Genomic DNA, 16,086 nt, shown 5'->3' with positions numbered 1-16,086 from the left:
GACGATTCCTGCGGTCCCTTCCGATCTGATTTTCCCGGATTCATGCCCGCTTGGTCCAGAAAAAATCACGGTCTTTCCTTCCGGGGTGTTTTTTACAAGATACAAGAAGTTCAAACGATTCTGAGATACGCGTTTGGTTCTTCTCGCAGGTGATCAGTGATCAACGGTCAGGCCATGAACGCACGATCACTCAGGACCCGTTCAGCAGCAGTCGCCATCGGCATTTCCGTTGGGGCGGCTTTTGGAAACGGTCGGCATACAGTCGAAAGGACCGTAATGAACCGAACGGTCGCCCTGCACGCTGAAATGGTCCCGGTAGCGGGTTTGATTCAACATGGAGGCGGTGTTGCCGCAGACCAGCGTCGGTTTGCCGGTGAGGAAACGGTGGCGGTCATCCAGATCGAAGTGGTGCGGCCAGTCCGGAATCGTCCCCCGATAGACCGCCGTCTGTCCGTAATCCTCACGGATATCCTCCAGATCGTTGAGCTTGAAGGCCCGCACCGTGACCGAGAGAAAATCGATCATGCCGATGCGACGGGCCACCTCCGGGTTGTCCAGGGTGATGGGCCGGGATTCGGTCACCCGGTAGTCGGCACAGCCCAGGTCGCGCAGCATGCGTCGGAAATCTTCGCGATACATGGCCCCGGCCAGACACTCGCCATGCAGCACCGGATCACCAAGCAGGGCTTTCGGAACACGACGACCGGCGAAGACGTCCGAAAAATAAAGCTCCCCGCCCGGTTTGAGCACCCGGAAAATCTCCGCGAAGAGCCTGGGTTTGTCGGGTGACAGGTTCAGAACGCAGTTGGAGACCACCACATCCACCGAGTTGTCCGCGATCCCCATGCCCGCCAGATCCTCCATGTAGCCCTGCAAGAAGGTGACATTGGGCCGTGCATGGCCGAAGCGGACCATGTGGGCGTCGAGATGGGCGCGGGCGATGGCCAATTGGGCCTCGGTCATGTCCACGCCGATCACCCGTCCCCGTGGTCCCACCAGTTGCGCGGCCAGATAGACATCCCGACCGGATCCGCATCCCAGATCCAGCACCGTACAGCCGGAGAGCAACGGCGGAATCGGTGAGCCGCATCCATAAAAGCGGCGCACCACCTCCGCGTCGAGGTTGGCCAGGGCTGCCTTGAGGGTGGGCGTGAGGCCGGAATCCGTTGCGCAACAGGCGTTGGTTTTCAGATCCTGACTCCCTTGCAGCACGGTGCCGTAGTAGTGTTTGATCCCTTCGCGATCGAGTTGATCTTGCTTCATGCCTGCTCCTGACAACATTGAAAAATGGGGGGCAAAACATCCTGGTGCATGCGATTCCAATGCCAGACCAGCTAAGGTCCGGCCCCCGCCAGCGATTTGATGCGCAACAGGTCGCCATCCAAGGCCGGATGACCATGCCACCACTGATCGTCCGGGGAGGCGTGACCCACGCCCAGTCGTACATTTTTCAGATGTCGCTCCTTCATCTGGCGCAGGATGGTCCGAGCCTGGTGTGTGTCGAATCGCGACACCACCCTCTCGGCCTCGCGCACTTTCATGCGACCGATCTCGACCATCCGATCCCCGGTCGAAAACCAGGTATCCACGAAACGTGGGGAGTGGCAGTCCCGGCAGGGGGCGTCACGCGCCTCGATGCGTGCGGCCAGGTCTGGTCCGGGCGTGAGCCCGGAGGGGTCCAATGGCAGGATGCCCCTCCCGGCATCGTGTTCCTGGTCGTGCAGATGGCAATAGGCGCAGGATGGGGAGCGTTGGTTCCCCTCTTTCAAGGGCAGGGAGAAATTCACGCGCTCCGCTTCCAGAGTAGCGATCACCCCATGTTTGGACAAGGTGTAACTGCTCCTCTCCCGCTCATGACAGCCGGTGAGACAGGTGGCGTTGCGTCGGGCATGGGCTGCCATGGCGCCATCGTGATTTTCGGTGTGACAGGCCGGACATCCGACCCCGGAGCGGCCATGGGCGCTCTTTTCCCAGGCCTTGGCCATCTCCGGATCCCGTTCCTGGTGGCAGGAGAGACACGCCTGGGCCAACGTCGGGGAGCACACGCCCAACAGAACGAACAAAAACAGCCCCAAGCGCCATTTCAGAATCCGGTTCATCTTTTTTTACGCTCCATGGTGACGTGAGGTCTGCGGATCCTGTCCACGGCGTCGTCCGTTCCGGAGGCCCAGAAGGGCTTTCCACCGAACCGCATCGCCATCCACTCCTCGGGTGAAAGATATTTCTTCACCTCCTCGACATGAAACGAATAGCGGTAATGGGCACAGTAGTGACGCATCGTCTCCATGGCATCCACGATCTGCCGGGTCCTTGCCGTGCAGCGTTCCGGATCATCCGTACACCGGTCGGGATGCCACCGTTTCAACAGAACCTTGCCCCTGGCTTCGATCTCGGCCAAGGTCGCCTGTTCGCCGATTCCCAGGATCTCCCGGGCTTCGGCCATGCGCTGCACCAGGGATTTTTTTTCCATGGCACCCTCATCGTTCCACCGGGAAACCTTCCTGTCGCCACTGTTTGACCCCGCCCAACACCAGATGGAGCGGCCCGATGCCCAGGGCGTCGAGCCGACGCACGGCCTCGCTGGAGCGCCGATCGGTATGGCAGATGAGCGCCAACGGACGCCCGATGCGGCGTATTTCGTCGATGCGGGCATCCAACTCCGGAAGGGGAATGTTGATCGAGCCGGGCAGATGACCGTTCTCGCCGGAAAAATCGGCGCCATCGCGCACATCCAGCACCACGAAGTTTGCGCCCTGTTCGAGCATCTCTTTAAGACGCGATGTGGTGAGACTGTTTTTCTGTCCGCGCATCGTGCGGATCCAGCGCGGCAGCAGGATGACCACGGTCAAAAGAGCCATGGCCCACAGGCCGGTGCGCACCGCATCGGCACTGCCCGTGGCCGCCTCCTTGCCGGCATGTCCCAACCAGGCATAGGCCAGCCCGCCAGGCGCCATGCACAGCAGGGAGGTGATCAGGTAGTGATCGAAGCGGATGCGCGTCAGCCCGAGCGCATAGTTGAGTAGATTAAAAGGGAAAACCGGCACCAGACGCACGAAGGCGACAAAACGCCACCCCTCCTGTTCCACGCCAGCCAGCAGACGGGCGCTCATCCCCGCCGATCTTCCGGCCACCCACGCCCCGGCCAGATGGCGCGCGATCAGAAAGGAGATCCCCGCACCGATCGTGGCGCCCAACAGGCTCAAGCCGCCGCCGAGCCAGGGGCCGAAGATCGCGCCCCCGGCCAGGGTGAGCACCGATCCGGGCAGAAACAGCACCGTGGCCAGGGCATAAAGTCCGACAAACAACATCATGCCCATGGTTCCCCAGGCGCGAACCCAGACCTCGAGCCGCGCGGGATCCAGATCCTGCCGATGGTACAGGGCCGTGCCAACGGCAAGCATCAAGACGACTCCGGCAATCCAGCGTATCCGGTTGGGGTTGCGCGTTGGCGCCATCCCAGGGAGCGATGCGTTCATCAAACTGGCTCCTTGCGGAAAAATCAATAGATCGGAATGGCGGCATAGCCCTGGGCATGATAGCCGGTCAGGGAGACGAACGTATTCCCCACCACCTTGATGCCCGGCAGGATGGTGGCGTTATCCACGCCGAACAGCCTGGTCGCCAGACCGCACGCCTCCATGCGCACGCCGGGTTTTTTTCCCAGATCGGCGAGCAACGCGGCGACCTCTTCCAGAAACGGATGTTGATCCATGGGCAACGCCTCGCGGTTGGTGGAGATCAATTTCACCGCGCCCCCATGAAAAGCCAGCACGATCTCCGGCTTGACCTTCTGACGTTCCAGATCGGCATGGGTCTGGGTGATCACTTTCAAATAGAGCGGCAGGGTCTGGGCATTGCCCATGCCGATGTCGAACACCACCTTGCCAACCGTCACCCCCCGCAGGGCATCAACATCGTTGAGCGGTTCCCTGGCAGGCTCCGCCGCCACGGCCCCATGCGCACCCAGCAACAAGGCCACGCCAAACATCCAGCCCCCAAGCCATTTTTTCATCGTTATCATCCTTTTCATGGATCAGTTGTTGTCACGATTGAACTGCGTGTATTCCCCTTCCATCCACAAGGATTTCAGGTCAATGGTCGGTGGTGGTTTTGCCTCTTTCAAGCGTTCGGTCATGCTGCCGATGGCCTGAACCTGGCCATCCATGCGTTGGTGAAACCGGATGGACATCTCCTTGGCTCCGTGCGCCATTCCCTTGTAGGCGCCGAGATTGGAAAAATACCACAGATCGAAATAGTCCCGTTCGATGGCGCTGACATTGTAGAACGCCGACGCCTGGCCCTCGTAAAAGCCGATCCGCTCCCTGGGCCAGAGTTTGCTTAGCCAATCCATGGGATAAGGGGGGCGATCCCCGGCGCTCGGTATGAGTCGGCCCTCGCCGCGCAACCCCTTGAGCAGCCGTTCCACGCCGTAGAGTTTGTCCCAGGCCAAGGAGCGTTCGGCATCGAGTTCACCAAAAAATCTCTTGGCCACTTCCGGGGCATGACAATCGGTGCAGAGTTCCAGCCAGCGTTTGCGCTTGATCTGATTCTCGGCGCTCCTTGGATTGATCTGGCGGATGCCGAATTTCCACACCGCCTTGTCCGCGACCTGATGGTTGCCATCCTTCATGTGACAATAGGCGCAGGTGGGTGCGGGATAATTTCCCTTGGCGAGCGATTGGCGCCAATCCCACTGTTTTCCCTGTTGTTGATAGATCCGCCCATGCGCACTGTCGAAGAAGGATTCATCATCCGGATGAGGCGGCCCGCTGTGACAGGTGATGCAGGCTTCGGGACGGCGTGCCTCGGCGGCATCGAAGCGATGGCGGGTGTGGCAGGAGTCGCACTTGGTGGCCACGGAATGGCACTGGAGACACGAGGCGACCTCGGCCTTGGGTTTGTCCGCGAAGTGTTTGGAATCCACCGCGCGCTCCATGGCCAGGGCATGGCTGGGAAAACCGTATTTTTTCTCTTCCTCCATCTGGGCCAGTCGTTGCGGATGGCAGGCGCCACAGGTTTGTGGCGTGGGAAAGCTCAACTTCTGGTGATCCTCCCCGTGACAGGCCGGACAGAGCACCGGTTCGGGTGACTGGGCATGACGGCTGTCGCGCCAATCCTTGACGATGCCGGGTGTGACCACGAGATGACACTCCAGACACGCCTCGCCCTTGAAAACTCCCTCCACCCGATCACGCTCCGGTTGATGGTGGGTTCCCGGATCCCAATATTCATGCATGGGATCCGGACGCCACTGTTCGGCGTGCTCGCCCGTGCCCATGGCTGCCGGCTCCAGCCCGGACCAGGCGAACCATGGCCAGAACAGCATCGCTACCAGGAGATGTGTGGCAATCCGCATAGTGCCCCCATTCGGGCCGGAAGTTCGTTCAAGGTGCCCACCTGGTTGGCATGGTGGATCGCTTCGGCCAGAACCCAGGCCAGAACCAGCACATAGCCGACGGAGCGCCAACGCACGACGCTTCGTTTCCACTCCGTGCGTCTGAGCAGATGTTTGCGATCCTGATGCAGGCCCGAAAAGAGCCGGTTGCGCACATCGTGGAATGCCAGACTGCCGGTGGGACATTCGGTGATGCATCGACCGCAACCCATGCACTCGGTGGTATCCACCACCCCCTGATTGGCCGCACCCATGCGCCAGACCGGGATTGACATATCGCAAACCTTTTCGCACTTGCCGCACTGGATGCACGAGTCGGCCCGATAATCGATGCGGAACTGGCCAACCTTGTTGAGCAGTCCGAAGGTGGCCCCGAACGGGCACAAAAAGCGGCAATAGCCGCGATTGCCGATCCAGGGCGAGAGCAGAAAGGTGATGAAGTAGGGCAGGCCGACCATCAGTCCGAAGAAGCCCAGATAGGCCGAGGTGCTGTTGTTGGCCGGTTGCATCACCGCCCACATCGCGCCCAGATACAACGCGAACCAGAACCATTTCAGATGGCGCAGACGCCATGCCCAAGGCGAACGCGGCACATGATCGGCGTGCCGGAAGGGAAACCCGACCACCTCGCGGATGGCGACGCACGGGCAGTTGAAACCGCAGATGACGCGGCGTCCGAACAGGAATACGGCAACAAGCACCAGAAAAAAGGTGATCGTTCCCGGCGTGTGCAGCGACGGGAAGGCCGGCAATCCGGCCAGATACCCCACATACGGCTCGATGAAGGGGTAGGCCCAGGGGATCAGCCACCAGAGCACCGTGACGTTGGCCACCAGGATGATCAACCGGCGTCGGGTGTAGGGATTTTTTTCCGCCACGATGCGCCAGAGACCGAAAGCCAGAATGAGCGCCGATTCGGTATACCGGTTGAGCCAGAGCGGTGAGTCGAACTTGAAGAACCAGGTTTCATTGAGCCAGCCGAGAAAGGCCCAGCCAAAGGTCACCCAGCTGAGCGCCTTGACCCACCAGGCATAGCGTCCGGCCTGGGAGCGCTGCTGGTTTGCCGGCATGAAGCGCAGGTGCTGGACCCGGTGGAGGGCGCGCGTCCGTTCGGCTGGTCGGGGAGCTGGCGGACCCTGTTCGGCAAGGGAGTGATTCATCGCGATGCCTTTTTTCACCAACGTCGGTTGATGGTGTACTCCCCCAATTTGGAACGCACGGGCATCAGCAACAGGGCGATCAGAGGTTGACATTTCTCCGGTTCGCGTTGATGCTCCAGCCCGATCTCCATGGCTTCGTGCCCTTCGGCGGGTTGTGGCCAATAGGTTCCCAGGATACGATCCCACCAGGAAAGATTGAATCCGAAGTTCATGTTGGCCTCCGGGGAGAGGTGGGAGTGATGGGAACGATGCATGTCCGGGGTAACCAGGATCCACCGTATCACCCGATCGATCTGCTCGGGAATGCGGATGTTGCCATGGTTGAACATGGCCATACCGTTGAGCAGCACCTCGAAGATCAGAACCGCCATCGGAGAGGCGCCGATGGCATGCACCGCCGCCAGTTTGAGCCCCATGGAAAGCAGGATCTCCATGGGATGGAAACGCAATCCGGTGGTCACGTCCACCTCCAGATCGGCATGATGCACCATGTGCAACCGCCACAGCACGGGCAAGGCGTGAAAAAGCACATGTTGAAGATAGATCACGAAATCCAGCAGCATCACCGCAAACAGGATCTCCACCCATTCCGGCCAGTCGAATTGGTTCAGAAGCCCCCAGCCGCGCGTCTGTCCCAGGGCGGCCACCCCCACGGCGGTGACCGGGAACAGCATGCGGACCAGCATGGTATTGATGACCACCAATCCCAAATTCGGAATCCAGCGCGCCTGACGGGTGAGCGTGCGTGGGCGACGGGGAAAGCGCGCTTCCCAGGCCGCGATCACCCCAAGCATGCCCACGAAAACACCCAGCCGTAATAGGGCTTCATGCGCCATTTTATGCTCCTCCCTCAACCCACTGGCAATGTCCATTCATGAACCCGGCACCGGACGCCGGTTGTGGTTGAATTGTTGATCAATCGCTGGAACCCTTCCGTGCCACACGGACCATCCTTTCGAGGTAAACGAAGCGAGGGAATAATCAACCAATTGGTTGAATTAAATTCAATCACCTTGTTGATCGTCTGTCAAGCATTTTTTGACCCTGGAACGCCCGTCAGAACGGTTCAGGGTCGGTGGGTGAGGGGGGCGTCCCCATCATGCAAGTTTGTGCTTGCCCGGAATTTTCCATTCTGGAAACATACAGCCAGCATTCCCATGAACCGCTCCAGGGGGGCAGGGTAAAGATCCATGTCGTTCAAACAAGAACTGTTCGACCATCTGGCACGCATCGGCAAGGCTGTGGGGCAGGGGCATCGATTGGCCATTCTGGAGTTTCTCGCCCAGGGGGAACGGAGTGTGGAAGCGTTGGCGCAGTTGAGTGGTTTGTCGGTTGCCAACACCTCGAAGCATTTGCAACAGTTGCGTCATGCGGGTTTGGTGCAGGCGCGCAAGGAGGGGTTGTATGTTCATTATCGATTGTCGGATCCCGAGATCGTCACGCTGCTGGGTGTCATCCGGCGACTGTCGGAACGTCATCTGGCCGAAGTGGACGCTCTGGTTCGCAACTATCTGCTGACCAAGGACAACATGGAACCGCTTCCGCGCGAGACCTTGCTGGAGCGGATGCGGGAGGGAACCGTGACCGTGTTGGATGTTCGACCGCACGAGGAGTATCAGGCCGGTCATCTGCCGCGCTCCTTCAACATCCCGTTGCGGGAGTTGGAGCGACGGTTGCACGAGTTGCCACCGGGTCGCGAGGTGGTGGCCTATTGTCGCGGGGCGTGGTGCGTGTTGTCATTCGAGGCCGTGGCCCGGTTGCGCGAGCAAGGGTTTGCAGCCAGACGGTTGGAGGAGGGGTTTCCGGAGTGGCGGCAGGCTGCATTGCCGGTGGAACAGTGTGACTGAATGGATTCAGGGGGGCATCAGGATTCAGGGAACACGATGCCGATTGAATCTATGGCTATAAAGTGAAGTTGGTATGGTGCCTCCAGATTCTCCCGTTTGGTGTCCCCAGATTCTCCAGATTTCAGTGGTGTCCCCAGAGTCAGGTATGGTGTCCCTAATGCGCCATCTTGCTTCTCCCATTGGGTATCCTGGAAGCCACATGGTGCAATCTTCAAACCTCTGTGTCACGCCCCATTCTTTCGATAACAGATGGATGGGAGCGTGGTTAGGTTGACGTGAGACACCACACACATTCCAAACCGGGTGAGGTTTGAAGGTCAAACGGTTCAACCTGCCTCTCATCCGTCAAGTTCGCACACCATGCGATTCCGTCCCGATGTCTTGGCCCGATAGAGTCGTGCGTCGGCAGCCTGTACCAAAGCCAGGGGTGTCGTATCGCTGGTGGGGATCATGCTGGCTCCACCGAGGCTGAGGGTCACCTGGGAGGCCACCTGGGAGCGGGCATGTTCGAGAGAGAGCGCCAGTACGCTCTCCCTCAGTTTGCGACCCACTTCCGCCAACCCTTCCGGAGACGTCCCCGGGAGCAGACAAACGAACTCTTCGCCACCGTAGCGGGCCAGCAGATCCACACTCCGCGACATGCTTCCGGCCATCGCTTGCGCCACTGCCTTGAGGCAGTCATCTCCCGCGGCATGACCATAATGGTCATTGTAAAGTTTGAAGAAATCGATATCGATGAGAATCAGGGACAAGACCGAACCCTCGCGCAGCGCCCTCTTCCACTCCTGCTCCAGGTATTGATCGAAACGGCGGCGATTGGGAATACCGGTCAGCCCGTCCTGCATCGCCATATTCTTCAGGAGGGCATTCAACTCTTCCAGACGGTTGTTCTGGGCGGTGAGTTGCAGGTTCATCTCCTGAACGGCCACCAGGCTGCGGCGCAGGGCCAGATGGGTCTGGACCCGTGCCTGCACGATCGCCAGGGAGATCGGCTTGGTGATGTAATCCACCGCCCCCATGCCGAGCCCTTTGGCCTCATCCGCGACCTCACCCATGGCGGTGACGAACATCACCGGAATATCCCGTGTCGCCGGATCGGCGCGCAACCGTTCGAGCACTTCATATCCATCCATGCCGGGCATCATGATATCCAGCAGAATCAGATCGGGTCGAATTTCGCCTCGCAGCCGCTGCAAGGCTTGCTCGCCACTCTTGGCCAGCAACAGGTCGTAATCCGGTTCCAACAGATCCTGCAACACCTCAAGATTGAGGCGCTCGTCATCGACGAGCAACAGGGTGGCGCGTGGCGTGTCCATGTCGTTGACTGCTCCTTCTCCATTCATGAGATCTTGATTTTCAATCGATGTGACCACGACAACAGACCGGAGAGGGCCGAATCGAACTCGTACTCCTCGATCAAGGTCGTCAACTCCGCCAGAGCGGCATCTTGCGAAGGGCCTGCCAATGCCCGGAGTTCGGCCATCCTGGCACCACTTTTCGAGTGGCCGGATCGCAGCAGTTTGACCAGTTCCGTCACGCATGCCGCGATCCGATCCAGCTCCACGACCGAATCGACCGTATCGCTGTCGCTCGTCATCTCCGCGACCACCGGTTCCTCCTCGCGCACCAGGGAGGAGAGTTCGCACCAGAGTCGATCCACCTGCGTCTCCAGTCCATCCAACGCGGTCGGATCGGTCATGGCTTCCCGTGACTGCAATTCGACCTCCAGGCGACTGGCTGCCTGGGCCACCGGCAGCGCACCGAGCGATCCTGCCACCCCTTTGAGCGTGTGCACCAGCCGCAGAGCCTCGGGCATGGCGCCTTCCTCGGCGATCAAGCGACGCAGACGTACCATCACCGTGCGGTAGTCCCGATGGAACTGACGCAGCAGCTTGCGAAACAGAGGCGGTTTCCCTCCCACCTGTCGCAGGCCGACCACCAGGTCGATGGTGGTCAGGTTGGTCGGGAAACGTTCTTCCGCCTGGTGCGCGGCGTTCATGGCTGGCGGAGTCGCGGTCGCGTCGTGCTCTCTGGACGAAATCCAGGTCACCAGCATCTCGAAGAGTCGGTCCGGATCGATGGGTTTGGCGATATGGTCATCCATGCCGGCCTTGAGACATCGCTCCCGATCGCCGGCCATGGCATGGGCTGTCATGGCCAGGAGCGGAAGATGGCGCCAACGCGGCTCACGGCGCACGGCCCGCGCCAAGGCGAAACCGTCCATCTCCGGCATCTGGAGGTCGAGCAACACCAGATCGAAGGTTGTCTCGGAGAGGATCTTCAAGGCGGTCACGCCATTGCCGGCCACGGTGACATGCACGCCGTTGGACTCCAGCAATTCGGTCGCCACCTCCTGGTTGATCGGATTGTCCTCGACCAGCAGCACCCTGGCGCCCAGAATGGCATGAATGGCGTCCCCATCCCGCCTCCGGGTCGTTCCCTGGTCGCGACGCGTCCGTTCCGGCAGGCTGCTCCCGGAATCGGCCTCGGCGACTGGAGCGGGCAGGTCGAACCAGGCCGTGAATCGGAACGTGCTGCCCAGGCCTGAACAACTCTCCACACGGATTTCTCCGCCCATCAGCGTCACCAGCCGATGGCAGATGGAAAGCCCCAGACCGGTTCCGCCGTAACGGCGCGAGGTCGAGCAGTCTGCCTGGATAAAGGGTTGAAAGAGTTTCTTGCACTGCGCCTCGCTCATGCCGATGCCGCTGTCCTGGACAGAAAAAGCCAGTTGCAACCGCAAACCCTCGGTCGCCAGGGGCGTCACCTCGATGCGGACCTCGCCCCGCTCGGTGAATTTGACCGCATTGTTGCCCAGATTGATCAGCACCTGCCCGAGTCGCAGCGGATCGCCCACCAGCCGTTCGGGCAGATCCGCCGCGCGTTCGATCCGCAGCGTCAAGCCTTTCTCCTCGGTCTTGGTGACCAGCATGCCATGCAGATGATCCAGAACCTCCTCGAGCCGGAACGGGATGCTCTCCATCGTCAACTTGCCGGCCTCGATCTTGGAGAAATCGAGAATGTCGTTGAGAATGCCCAACAGATGTCGGGCCGAATATTGAATCCGTCCCAGATAGTCGCGCTGCTTTTCCGACAGTGCGGTCTGAAGCGCCAGATGGGTCATCCCCATGATGGCATTCATGGGGGTGCGGATTTCATGGCTCATGTTGGCCAGAAAATCGCCTTTCAGGCGATTGGCCTGATCGGCCAGTTGCCGGGCATCCACCAGAGCCTGTTCCACGGCCTTGCGCGCGGTCAGATCGGTGATGATCCCCACGAACATCCGTTCCCCATCGACACCCAATTCGCTGACCGCCAGATTGATGGGAAACGAACGACCATCACGCCGCACCCCTTCCACCTCGCGACCCGAGCCGATGATGTGTCGTTTGCCGGTCTCCAGGTAGCGCCGCAGATAGCCATCGTGGGCCTCTCGATGCGGAGAAGGCATGAGCCGTGAGACGTTTTGTCCAATCACCTCGGAGGCGGGATAGCCGAAAAGCCGCTCTGCCGCCGGATTGAACGAGTGAACCACGCCGGTCGCATCGATGGTGACGATGCCATGCACCGCCGTCTCGACGATGGCGCGTATCGTGGCCTCGCTGTGACGCAGCCGTTCCTCCGCCCGCTTGCGCGACGTGATGTCGGTCATGATGCCCACGAACATGTGCGCGCCACCGACCACCATTTCGCTCACCGTCAATTCGATCGGTACGACAGCGCCATCCGCACGCACCGCTTCCATCTCCGTGGCAACGCCGATGATGTGATGAATGCCGTGGGTCAGATGATTGCTCAGGGCGCGCTCGAAGGCGGCATGCCGGCACGCGGGCATGAGTCGTTGCAGGGGTTGACCGATGATGTCGGCAGCCGTGTGACCGAACAGGCTCTCGGCAGCCGGATTGAAGGAACGGATGATGCCGGTGGCATCGATGGTGACGATGGCATTGGCCGCCTTCTCGATGATGGCCCGCTTCATCTGGGAGAAGCTCTCCGCCAGATCCTGGCGGGAACGTTCCCGCTCCCGTACCATATCGGCCATCAGGCGGGTCAAGGATTCCAAGCCGCCGGCGTCGTCGGTCAACAGCGGCTGATCCGTGGCCTGCAACAATTGATTGGCCGTCTCGCGCAGGGCGGTCAAGACCCGCGCCTGGGAGGCCAATTCGTGACGCAGTCGCTGATTGACCTGGTTCAACTCTTCCGAGGAGAGATTCAAACTGCGATCGCAAAGCGCCAGATCCCTTTCATGGCGGATGTAAGCGGCATTCACACTCTTGAGCAGGCCGATCACATCCAAGCCAGCCAGAAGATTCGATCCGTCGGCTCCGGACTCTTGCGGATCCAGCAACCGGGCGACCCGTGCCTCTTCCGTCATGCCCAGTGCGTTGAGCAACTGCCGACGCAGCAGACGATGCATGGCTCACGCCTCCTCGACGATCAAGGCCACGGTCATGGTTTGGTTGTGCAGCGCGCATTCATTCGCAAGCCCCATCGGGCCGATCTCGCCGTGGGCATAGAATCCCGCCACCGTGTGCCGGCGACCCAGCCGTTCATGCACCTCCTCCAGTTCGTCGGCGATCTGCTCGCCCATGATGAGTTTGCGTCCCACGCAACTGATCAAGATCCCCAAGCCGGATGGGGATTCTCCCGCTTGATCGGCAGCCCACGCCGCAGCCTGGCCGGCGCCATTCACCAGTTTGGAACCGGTGACATGCATCAATCGCAGCCAGGCGTCCGGATCGATCCGTCCACCCAACCGCAGACCGTCCCGTTTCCGATCCACCCCGATCACCGTGCGGATCAATCCGGGGTCGGTCGGTTGATCGGAGGGGTGCATCTCGAATGGAAAACGCAGCCCGGATTCCGGCAGTTCCCTGGCATATTCGCCCAGGTAGCGACTGTAGAACCGCAAGGCCGGTTCGCCATCGAGTTCCAGCAACAGATCGCCATCACAGCGCGTGATACGACGCATCGGACCAAAGGGAGCCCAACCGCCTCGCGAATGGGCATGGACGCGTATCCGACTGCCGTGAAGTCCCACGGCCACGACCTGTCTGGCACTCGTGCCCGCGCCAGAGAGCACCATGGCGTTTTCCCCGGCCTGGGCATCCCAGGCCAAGCCGCCGACGACCGGAATGCCGGCGGGCAAGGTTGCGCCAAGGCCGGCCAGCAGAGCGCTTCCGTCTACCGCCAATCCGGGAGCGAACAGCAGAACACCACGCAATTCCCGCGAGCAGAGCTTGTCTCCCAACGCCCTGCCGACCTCATTGGAAAGGCGCGGGTCAGGCAGTTCGTACGTCTCCACCTGAGCACTCCCTTGCGCGAACCGCACCGCGCTCACCACGCAGGAACCGTCATGCACGCCTTGGTTGGAGAGTTCCCCTGCCGTGGAGACCCCCACCAGGGATGTGTCTGGAAAGGCGGTCAACCATTTGGAAACCAGCGATGAATCACGAAAATATTTCTTATCAAAGAAGATGATGACCAAATCCGGATCAAATTCATATAGCGGTTTTAGAAGTGTCGTATCCAAGACGCCATGATGGAACTGGATTTGTTTGACTTCCATGGGTTGATGCTCCAATTTGCCTATAATATATGATGTAAAGATTTAACGTTTGATGTAATTGTTGTTTTATTATTATTAAATGCCGCACCATGATTACCAGAAAGCATAGCGTAGCGGCATGGAGGTAACAATCCCAAATTTCTGGTTACAGTCAAAAAAATCGGCATGACTTGTGATGGTTTATTGAAAATGATACCGTTTTGCATCGTGATCATGACTGCATCGACTGGTGAGTCCGCATCATTAATTCAATATAAAGCATATTATTAATGATAATTCTTATTGCAATTTCTGTATAATTTTTATTTCGGCGTTCGTGACAGACAGAGTCCGTTGGAGTTTATTCAGTCTGAATCCCCGTTGTTTTCTCGGAAATGGTTCTTTGCGTTGGACTTTGAAATGTGCTGCCTGCATTTGCCAGCCTGACCCAAAACTGAATGGCAGGGGCATGCATCCTGTCATGGCGGGTCGGGAGTAGGGTGTCCTGACCGCACAACCAACCAGCGCACCACCATCCCGCCCTTTGAATCTGATAGGTTCACCCCATGCGCGAAATCTCCCAACCCCATGACTGGCTGTTCCGGGTACTTCTGTCCATGCCAGAGACGGCGGGAGCCTTGCTGCGGGAGCGTTTGCCGCCGGAGGTGTCGCAGTTGTTGTCCTCCGAACCGCAGCAACGGGTCGAGGGCAGTTTTGTCGAGGAAAACCTGCGCCCCTTTTTCTCGGATCGTCTGTTCGAGGCCAGGACGATCCGCGGCAAACCTATACGAACGCTGTCCATGCATGGCCTGTTCGAGGCGGACAGTGTCGCTTGGGCACCTGGGTGATTTAAGCACTTTGGAGGGGGGCGCAGAGGCGAGGAAACGTTCTCCGCATAAAAAATCCGTGGCTTCCGGTCGCCCAGAGGGGGTAATATATCAAGAAGCAATAGGCTCTTGCCTGCGTCCCCGCAACAGTTCCTTTACCAGACATTCATGGTAGATATGGTTTAGAAACATCAACAGGTTGCGAAGCCTGTCTTTGGCCAGAAACAGCTTTTTGCGGGGGCTCTTGCCTTGGCCCACGGAGCAGCCACCATGCGATTCATCGACCCGCGCATTGATTTCGCCTTCAAGAAGATCTTCGGTAGCGAAGATGCCAAGGATATCCTCATCTCCTTCCTGGAAAACCTGCTCGGACTGGAAGGTGACCGGCGCATCGCGGAATTGACCATCCTGGATCCATTCCTGGCCCCGCGTCTGAAGGATCTCAAATCCACCATTCTGGATGTGCGTTGCAAGGATCACCGTGGTATCTCCTACATCGTCGAGATGCAGGTCGAGAGAGTTGCCGCATTCTTGAAACGGATTCAGTTCAACAGCGCCAAGGCTTACACAGGACAGATCAATCGCGGCGAGGATTATCCGCGACTCAAACAGGTGATCGCCATCACCATCACGGATTTTGTCCTCTTTGAGGGATTCGACCACTGCGTCTCCCTCCACGAATCCCGCGAGACCATCACCGGCGAATCCCATCTTTCAGACATCATCCACTACTTTGTGGAGTTGCCCAAATTCACCAAGGATCTGGATGCGTGTGACCGCATATTTGATCAATGGTTGTACTTCATCAAATATGCGGGATCCATCGAGGAGATTCCGTCCAAAATGTGTGACGCGCCGATTCGGCATGCGTTCGAAAAAGCCAGAGTCGCCAACATGACAGCGGATGAGTTGGAGCTTTACGACAAAGCAGGCATCGCCATTGCGGATGCACGTGGACGAGTCGAGTTGGCGCGAGAGGAAGGCCGGGAGGAAGGCCGAAAGGAAGGCCGAAAGGAAGGCCGAAAGGAAGGAATCCAAATCGGCGAACAAAGAGGCCGCCAAGACGAAGCCGCTTCCATGCTGCTCAAACTGATGCGCCGCAAATTCGGCCAGGCACCAGACTGGGTAGCCCAAAAGGTGAAATCGGCAGACATGGAATTGATTGAAGCATGGAGCGACAACTTCGTCTTCGCCAACGACTTGGACGAGGTATTTGTCGATCGGCATTGACTGAAGCCATGCCTGCCAAAGCCTCTAATTAAAACAGGTAAACCCCCGGCTCTGCCGGGGTGACAGTAGCAGTTTGACA

General features: G+C 59.2%; 14 protein-coding genes. 3 read left to right on the top strand and 11 right to left on the bottom strand.

The features are described 5' to 3' along the window. Positions 1-201: 201 nt before the first annotated feature. The 8 genes from ACV4UY_RS04400 to ACV4UY_RS04365 all read right to left on the bottom strand — a co-directional run bounded on the left by ACV4UY_RS04400 (position 202) and on the right by ACV4UY_RS04365 (position 7,391). Positions 202-1,263, bottom strand: a complete 1,062-nt coding sequence (locus ACV4UY_RS04400; RefSeq protein WP_491606434.1) for a methyltransferase domain-containing protein — start codon at positions 1,261-1,263, stop codon at positions 202-204. A gap of 71 nt (positions 1,264-1,334) precedes the next feature. Beyond that, positions 1,335-2,099, bottom strand: coding sequence for a multiheme c-type cytochrome (locus ACV4UY_RS04395; protein ID WP_491606433.1), 765 nt, complete (start codon positions 2,097-2,099; stop codon positions 1,335-1,337). Beyond that, positions 2,096-2,470 (bottom strand): J domain-containing protein, encoded by a 375-nt coding sequence (locus tag ACV4UY_RS04390; protein WP_491606432.1) that lies wholly within the window; start codon positions 2,468-2,470, stop codon positions 2,096-2,098. The genes ACV4UY_RS04395 and ACV4UY_RS04390 overlap by 4 nt, the downstream gene beginning before the upstream one ends. 7 nt (positions 2,471-2,477) lie before the next feature. Beyond that, entirely contained in the window at positions 2,478-3,476 is a 999-nt protein-coding gene (locus ACV4UY_RS04385; protein WP_491606431.1) for a VTT domain-containing protein, read from the bottom strand. Positions 3,477-3,499: 23 nt separating this feature from the next. Then, a complete protein-coding gene (locus ACV4UY_RS04380; protein WP_491606511.1) occupies positions 3,500-3,988 on the bottom strand; it encodes a DsrE family protein in 489 nt (162 codons plus the stop codon). Positions 3,989-4,033: 45 nt separating this feature from the next. Continuing rightward, positions 4,034-5,356 carry a multiheme c-type cytochrome gene (locus ACV4UY_RS04375; protein WP_491606430.1) on the bottom strand — a complete coding sequence of 441 codons (1,323 nt, stop codon included), beginning with the start codon at positions 5,354-5,356 and terminating at the stop codon, positions 4,034-4,036. Next, positions 5,329-6,555, bottom strand: coding sequence for a 4Fe-4S binding protein (locus tag ACV4UY_RS04370; RefSeq protein WP_491606429.1), 1,227 nt, complete (start codon positions 6,553-6,555; stop codon positions 5,329-5,331). Before ACV4UY_RS04370 ends, ACV4UY_RS04375 begins: the two co-directional genes overlap by 28 nt. A gap of 14 nt (positions 6,556-6,569) precedes the next feature. Beyond that, positions 6,570-7,391, bottom strand: coding sequence for a sterol desaturase family protein (locus tag ACV4UY_RS04365; RefSeq protein ID WP_491606428.1), 822 nt, complete (start codon positions 7,389-7,391; stop codon positions 6,570-6,572). 354 nt (positions 7,392-7,745) lie between these two features. Between ACV4UY_RS04365 and ACV4UY_RS04360 the strand changes: the two genes are divergently transcribed. Further along, complete coding sequence (locus ACV4UY_RS04360) at positions 7,746-8,402, top strand: ArsR/SmtB family transcription factor (RefSeq protein ID WP_491606427.1); 657 nt, start codon at positions 7,746-7,748, stop codon at positions 8,400-8,402. A 338-nt stretch (positions 8,403-8,740) separates the two neighbouring features. On the opposite strand, the gene ACV4UY_RS04355 is transcribed toward ACV4UY_RS04360, so the two are convergent. From ACV4UY_RS04355 to ACV4UY_RS04345, 3 genes are read right to left on the bottom strand one after another with little or no spacing between them, the layout of a single operon-like run. Continuing rightward, positions 8,741-9,718, bottom strand: a complete 978-nt coding sequence (locus ACV4UY_RS04355) for a diguanylate cyclase (protein WP_491606426.1) — start codon at positions 9,716-9,718, stop codon at positions 8,741-8,743. Between the two features lie 23 nt (positions 9,719-9,741). Then, complete coding sequence (locus ACV4UY_RS04350; protein ID WP_491606425.1) at positions 9,742-12,819, bottom strand: hybrid sensor histidine kinase/response regulator; 3,078 nt, start codon at positions 12,817-12,819, stop codon at positions 9,742-9,744. A gap of 3 nt (positions 12,820-12,822) precedes the next feature. Then, positions 12,823-13,971 (bottom strand): FIST signal transduction protein, encoded by a 1,149-nt coding sequence (locus ACV4UY_RS04345; RefSeq protein WP_491606424.1) that lies wholly within the window; start codon positions 13,969-13,971, stop codon positions 12,823-12,825. A gap of 545 nt (positions 13,972-14,516) precedes the next feature. Between ACV4UY_RS04345 and ACV4UY_RS04340 the strand changes: the two genes are divergently transcribed. Together ACV4UY_RS04340 and ACV4UY_RS04335 are read left to right on the top strand one after the other, a co-directional pair. Then, entirely contained in the window at positions 14,517-14,798 is a 282-nt protein-coding gene (locus ACV4UY_RS04340) for an Rpn family recombination-promoting nuclease/putative transposase (RefSeq protein ID WP_491606423.1), read from the top strand. 249 nt (positions 14,799-15,047) lie between these two features. Then, positions 15,048-16,007: an Rpn family recombination-promoting nuclease/putative transposase gene (locus tag ACV4UY_RS04335; protein ID WP_491606422.1), complete on the top strand. Its 960-nt coding sequence runs from the start codon at positions 15,048-15,050 to the stop codon at positions 16,005-16,007. Positions 16,008-16,086: the final 79 nt, after the last annotated feature.

The organism is Candidatus Magnetaquiglobus sp., from assembly GCF_058402785.1.
Note: the sequence above shows the minus strand (reverse complement) of the source record. Positions and strands in the feature narration are given on the sequence as shown.